This window comes from Leucobacter massiliensis (genome assembly GCF_002982315.1).
Taxonomy (GTDB): domain Bacteria; phylum Actinomycetota; class Actinomycetes; order Actinomycetales; family Microbacteriaceae; genus Leucobacter; species Leucobacter massiliensis.
Genome location: NZ_MWZD01000001.1, coordinates 1 through 5,222, shown reverse-complemented (window position 1 = coordinate 5,222; position 5,222 = coordinate 1). Strand labels below are relative to the sequence as shown.

Annotated in this window: 5 protein-coding genes; 3 read left to right on the top strand and 2 right to left on the bottom strand. The window is 72.0% G+C overall.

Annotated elements, in window-relative coordinates; translation table 11 throughout:
- Window positions 1-126: 126 nt before the first annotated feature.
- From B4915_RS00025 to B4915_RS00015, 3 genes are all read left to right on the top strand, one after another.
- Complete coding sequence (locus B4915_RS00025; RefSeq protein WP_105803847.1) at window positions 127-624, top strand: SIP domain-containing protein; 498 nt, start codon at window positions 127-129, stop codon at window positions 622-624.
- A gap of 65 nt (window positions 625-689) precedes the next feature.
- The gene (locus B4915_RS00020) at window positions 690-2,123 is read left to right on the top strand and encodes an NAD(P)H-quinone dehydrogenase (protein ID WP_105803846.1); all 1,434 of its coding nucleotides are present in this window, start codon (window positions 690-692) and stop codon (window positions 2,121-2,123) included.
- Between the two features lie 17 nt (window positions 2,124-2,140).
- A complete protein-coding gene (locus B4915_RS00015) occupies window positions 2,141-2,515 on the top strand; it encodes a cupredoxin domain-containing protein (protein WP_105803845.1) in 375 nt (124 codons plus the stop codon).
- Between the two features lie 144 nt (window positions 2,516-2,659).
- Here B4915_RS00015 and B4915_RS00010 read toward each other — a convergent pair whose 3' ends face one another.
- Window positions 2,660-3,538, bottom strand: a complete 879-nt coding sequence (locus B4915_RS00010) for an SDR family NAD(P)-dependent oxidoreductase (RefSeq protein ID WP_105803844.1) — start codon at window positions 3,536-3,538, stop codon at window positions 2,660-2,662.
- Window positions 3,535-4,980 carry a flavin-containing monooxygenase gene (locus B4915_RS00005; RefSeq protein ID WP_105803843.1) on the bottom strand — a complete coding sequence of 482 codons (1,446 nt, stop codon included), beginning with the start codon at window positions 4,978-4,980 and terminating at the stop codon, window positions 3,535-3,537. The genes B4915_RS00010 and B4915_RS00005 overlap by 4 nt, the downstream gene beginning before the upstream one ends.
- Window positions 4,981-5,222 lie beyond the last annotated feature (242 nt).

The following is a 5,222-nucleotide window of genomic DNA, read 5'->3' as shown; positions in this document are numbered from 1 at the left end:
GGGCGGGCCTGGCGTCGGGACTGCTGCGCAGTGCTCCGGAGAGCGGCGGCGACGCCCGGCTGGGTGCCGGCTGATCACGCCGGAAAAAATCTTCCGATGTAGGTAAGCATGACCTAATATGGAGGCGTGACCCCAGATCCCGTGACGCCCGAGCCCGGCGGCGAGCCCGAGGCGGTCTCCGTGCTCGATCCCGCCGGGATCGACTGCGTCCTGGCGGCGGGCGACGCCTCCGACCTCGAGGAACTGCGTGCCTGGCTGCGCGCGCTGCCCGAGGACGCCTACGGGCGCGTCTTCGTCGAGGTCTTCGCGGAGATGCAGATCGAGCCGCTGCCGGTCCCGGCACACGTGGGCGTGACCTGGCTGGTCCGCGAGCAGCGGGAGGAGAGCCCGCGGCCGGGCCTCGGCCGTCGTCGCGGCGAGGCGCTCGCGAGCGCCGTGGACGCATGGTTCGACGAGTGGCTGTGGGCGGACAGCGAGGCGGTGCGCAACATCCAGCTCTGGATGGGGGCCCGCACGAGCCCGGTGATGCAGAGCTACTGGGCGGCGCTCGACCGCCGGCTCGAGAAGCGCTGGCCCGGCACCTGTCAGCAGGCCTGCCGCAACGCCTGCCCGCGCAGGCACTGAGCGGCGCCGCGCGCGGCGAGGGCGGACGCAGAGCCGCGCTCAGTCATCCCCGTAGACTGGTGGGCATGGCGAAAGCGTATGAACGGAAGCATCGCATCGCGGTGCTCGGCGGCGGTCCGGGCGGGTACGAGGCGGCGCTCGCGGGGGCGCAGCTGGGGGCCGAGGTGACTCTGGTGGAGCGTGCCGGCGTCGGCGGCTCCGCGGTCCTCACCGACGTCGTGCCGTCGAAGAGCCTCATCGCGACGGCGGGCGGCGTGCAGGCCGTGCGGGACGGCGGCAGGCTCGGCGTGCAGGCCTTCGTGCCCGGCGGCGACGGCAAGCCGGTGCGCCCGGAGATCGCGGTCAATCTCGCGGCGGTGAACCAGCGGCTGATGGCGATGGCCGGCGCCCAGTCGGTCGACATGCTGCGCTCGCTGGAGGACGCGGGGGTGCGCGTGGTGCAGGGCGAGGGCCGGCTCGACGGGCCGAACGCCGTGCTGGTGTCGACTGCGGCGGGCGGCACCGACTTCGACCGCATCGAGGCGGATACGATCGTGGTGGCCGTGGGGGCGAGTCCCCGCGAGCTCGACTCGGCGAAGCCAGACGGCGAGCGGATCCTCAGCTGGAAGCAGCTCTACGATCTGCCGGCGATCCCGGAGCACCTCGTGGTGGTGGGTTCGGGGGTGACGGGCGCCGAGTTCGCGAACGCCTACCGCACCCTGGGCGCCGAGGTGACGCTGGTGTCGAGCCGCGAGCAGGTGCTGCCCGGCGAGGATCCAGACGCGGCGGCCGTGATCGAGCGGGAGTTCAAGCGGCTCGGCATGCGCGTCATGTCGAAGTCGCGCGCGGAGTCGGTGGTGCGCACCGAGACGGGGGTGCTGGTCACCCTGGCGGACGGGCGCACGGTGGAGGCGTCGCACTGCCTCATGGCGGTCGGCTCCGTGCCGAACACGGCGGGCCTCGGCCTGGAGGAGGCGGGCATCGCGCTCACCGAGAGCGGCCACATCCGGGTCAACAAGGTGGCGCGAACGAATGTGCCCTCCGTCTACGCGGCGGGCGACTGCACGGATTTCTTCCCGCTCGCCTCGGTGGCGTCGATGCAGGGGCACACGGCGATCATGCACGCGCTGGGCGACTTCGTGCGGCCCATCGAGCTGCGCAATGTCGCGGCGAACGTCTTCACCTACCCGGAGATCGCGACGGTGGGCTGGAATGAGCGCACGCTGGCGGAGGCCTCGGATCTCGCGCAGCACGTCACGCACACGGTGCCGCTGAGCGTGAACCCGCGCGCGAAGATGATCGGCTTCACCGACGGCTTCGTGAAGCTGTTCGCGTGGAAGGCCTCGGGCACGGTGATCGGCGGCGTGATCGTGGCGCACCGGGCGAGCGAGCTGATCTTCTCGCTGGCGCTCGCGGTGGAGCACCGGCTGACGGTCGACCAGGTGGCCTCGGCCTTCGCCGTCTACCCGTCGATGACGGGCGCGATCACGGATGCGGCGCGAGCACTGCACCGCCACTGAGAGCCGGAGGAGGAGTCATGGAGCTGTCGCGACGCGGAGTGCTGGGCGGCCTCGCCGGGGTGCTCGGGATCGGGGCCGTAGCGGCGCTGGCCGGATGCACGCCCGAGAAGCCCGAACCGGTGCCCTCCGACGACGAGGTGAAGGCCGCGGTGACGGTCACGGTGGTCGACAACCGCTATGAGCCGGCCGAGGTGGAGATCACGCGTGGCCAGGCGGTGCGCTGGGTCTTCGAGGGCACCGCCGAGCACGACGTGGTCGCCGAGGACGGCAGCTTCGTGAGCGAGCTCATGGTCTCGGGCAGTTACACGCACCTCTTCGGGGAGAGCGGCGAGTTCGCCTACGACTGCTCCATCCACCCCGAGATGCGCGGCGTGGTGCGCGTCACCGCCTGATTCCCGCGGTTGCGCAGCGGATCGCGGGGTCGCGCCTCCGCACGGGAGAGGGATTGCTCGGCCGGGGGGGGGCGCCGCCTGCCGGACGACGGTACGGCACCGATTCGAGCGACGAACGGCCCGCGGTCACGAAGGCCGACTCCGTCATCGCTCCACCTCCGCGAGCACCAGTGTCCCGTCCTCCCGGCGCACCTTGCCGTCGCGCTCCAGCTCCGCGAGGAAGCGTGCCATGCCGCGTTCGCCGCGTCGCCGGAAGAGCCGCATGAGCCGCGGCAGCGCATTCGGCATGAGCATCGCGAAGCGCACCAGCAGTGACTCCGAGACCCGCGGGTACGCCTCCAGCCGCGGGCGGTCGAGCAGTCGCATCATGGCGCGTGCGACCGACTCGGGCGGCTGAGGCGGATCCTGGAACTGCAAGGAGTTGCCGCCGTCGATGGCCTCCTGCCGCAGCATGCGCGTGTCCGTGGCGGAGGGCAGCACCGAGCCCGCGCGGATTCCCTTGCCCGCGAGGTCGAGGCCGATGGAGAGCATGGCGCCGCGCAGGCCGAACTTCGACGCCGTGTAGATGGGGGTCTCGCCGAGCGGGAAGATGCCCCCGAGCGACACCGTCGTGATGACGCGCGGGTCGCGGGAGGCGCGCAGCAGGGGGATCGCGAGCCGCGTGAGCACCAGCGGGGAGAGCAGGTTGACCTCGATCTCCGTGCGGATGCTCTCGACCGAGCGCTCGTCGAAGCGTTCGGAGCTCGTCATACCGACGTTGTTGACGAGGACGTCGATGCGTCCGTGGTCGGCCGCGAGGCGCTCGACGAGCCCGCGCACCGCGGCCTCGTCGGTGAGGTCGCAGGCGTAGCCGCGGTGGGCTGCGCCTGGCAGGGCGGCGGCGGCGCGCTCGGCCTGCTCACCGCGGATGTCGACCACGGCGATGCGTGCGCCGCGCGCCGCCGCCGGGACGATGAATGCTCCCGCGATGTCTCCTGCGCCGCCGGTGACCACGATCACGCGGTCGCGGTAGTCATAGCTCATGCCGGGACCCCCGCACGTGCGCGGGCCGGGGTGGCTGCGGCAGCCGGTGGCCTGCCGGAGAGAGGCCAGCCCTGCCGCTTCGCGAGCCGCTCGATGTGCTTCACGTAGGCGTCGGAGTCGACGTAGCCGCGGTGCCTCGGCGAGGCGTCGAAGCGGAGGCCGCCAGACAGCTCGGGGCGGTCGGTGCGGATCCGTTCGGCGAAGGCACGTGCCGCGGCGGGGCGGCTGGCCTGGTCGTCGAGGTAGCCCGCAATGAGGTGCGCTTGCCGGTCGAAGAGCTGGTAGGCGCCGCTGTTCGTCTCGATGAAGCCGACGCCGTAGAGGCCGGGGTGCTCGCGCGAGCAGCAGTTGAGGTAGAGATCGGGGTGCTGCTCGTCGCCGAAGTAGCGCTGGGCGACGGGCACGCGATGCTGGTAGCCGGTGGCGAGCAGGATCAGGTCGAACTCCTCGCGGCTGCCGTCGGTGAATTCGACGGTGCTGCCCGAGGTGGTGCGGATGCCCGGGCGGGCGTGGATGTCGCCGTGCTGCAGGTGGTGCAGCAGCATCGAGTTGACGACCGGGTGCGTCTCGAAGAGCTTGTGGTCGGGTCGCTGCAGGCCGAGCCGAGTGGGATCGCCGTTGAGGAGCCGGAGGATGGGCTGCAGGATGGCGCGCTCCAGGGGTTTCGGCAGGAACGAGCCCTTGCCGCCGACGATGTCGGAGGGCAGGCCGAAGACGTGCTTCGGGATGAACCAGTAGCCGCGTCGCAGGCTGATCGCCGCGGTGTCCGCGGTGCGGGCCGCGTCGCACGCGATGTCGCAGCCGGAGTTGCCGCCGCCGACGACGAGCACCCGCTTGCCCGCGAACTCCTGCGGGCTGCGGTATTCGACGCTGTGCCGCACCTCACCGGTGAAGTCACCGGGGATCTCGGGTGAGTACGGGTGCCACTGGCTGCCGGTGCAGACGACCACGGCCCGGTGCCGGGAGACGGTGCCGTCGGCGAGGCTGACCTCCCAGAGCGTGCCGGCGCGCTCCACGCTCGCGACCTCGGCGCCGAACTCGATCCGCTCGGTGAGGCCGTAGGCGTCGGCGAAGCCACGCAGATAGGTGAGGATCTGCCGGTGGTCGGGATAGTCGGGGTAGTCGTCGGGCATGGGATAGCCGCTGAAGCCGGAGACCGTGCGGCTGGAGATGAAGTGCGCGGACTCGTACATGGGGGTGCCGGGCGCGTCGATGTCCCAGAGCCCGCCGACACCGCTGTGGCGTTCGAGGTGCCGGTAGGGGATGCCGCGCTCGGCGAGGGCGCGGGCGACGGCGAGGCCTGCGGGTCCGGCCCCGATGATGCAGACCGGCGCGGCCGCGGTCTCGGGAGCGGGCGCGGATGCGGATCCGGGCGCGGGCGGGGGAGACGGTGCGGCTGCGGAGACGGGGCGGCGCTCGCGCGGGGAGGAAGCTCTGGGCATCGTGACGCTCCTTCGGGTCGGTCCCCACACCGTAGGCCGCGCGATTCCCGGCCCAGGAGACACCCTCCGGCCGCGCACCGGACACTCCCGGCCAGGACCGTGGCCGCCCGAGAGCCCCGTTACCCCTCTTCCCTCTCCTCCGATGCCGAGTGGCGAAAAGCGCAGCGAGATCCCGTCGGCGAGCCTGCGTTGTCCCCCGCTCGGCGAGGTCAGGACGCGGGGGACAAGGGGGAGGGGAAGAG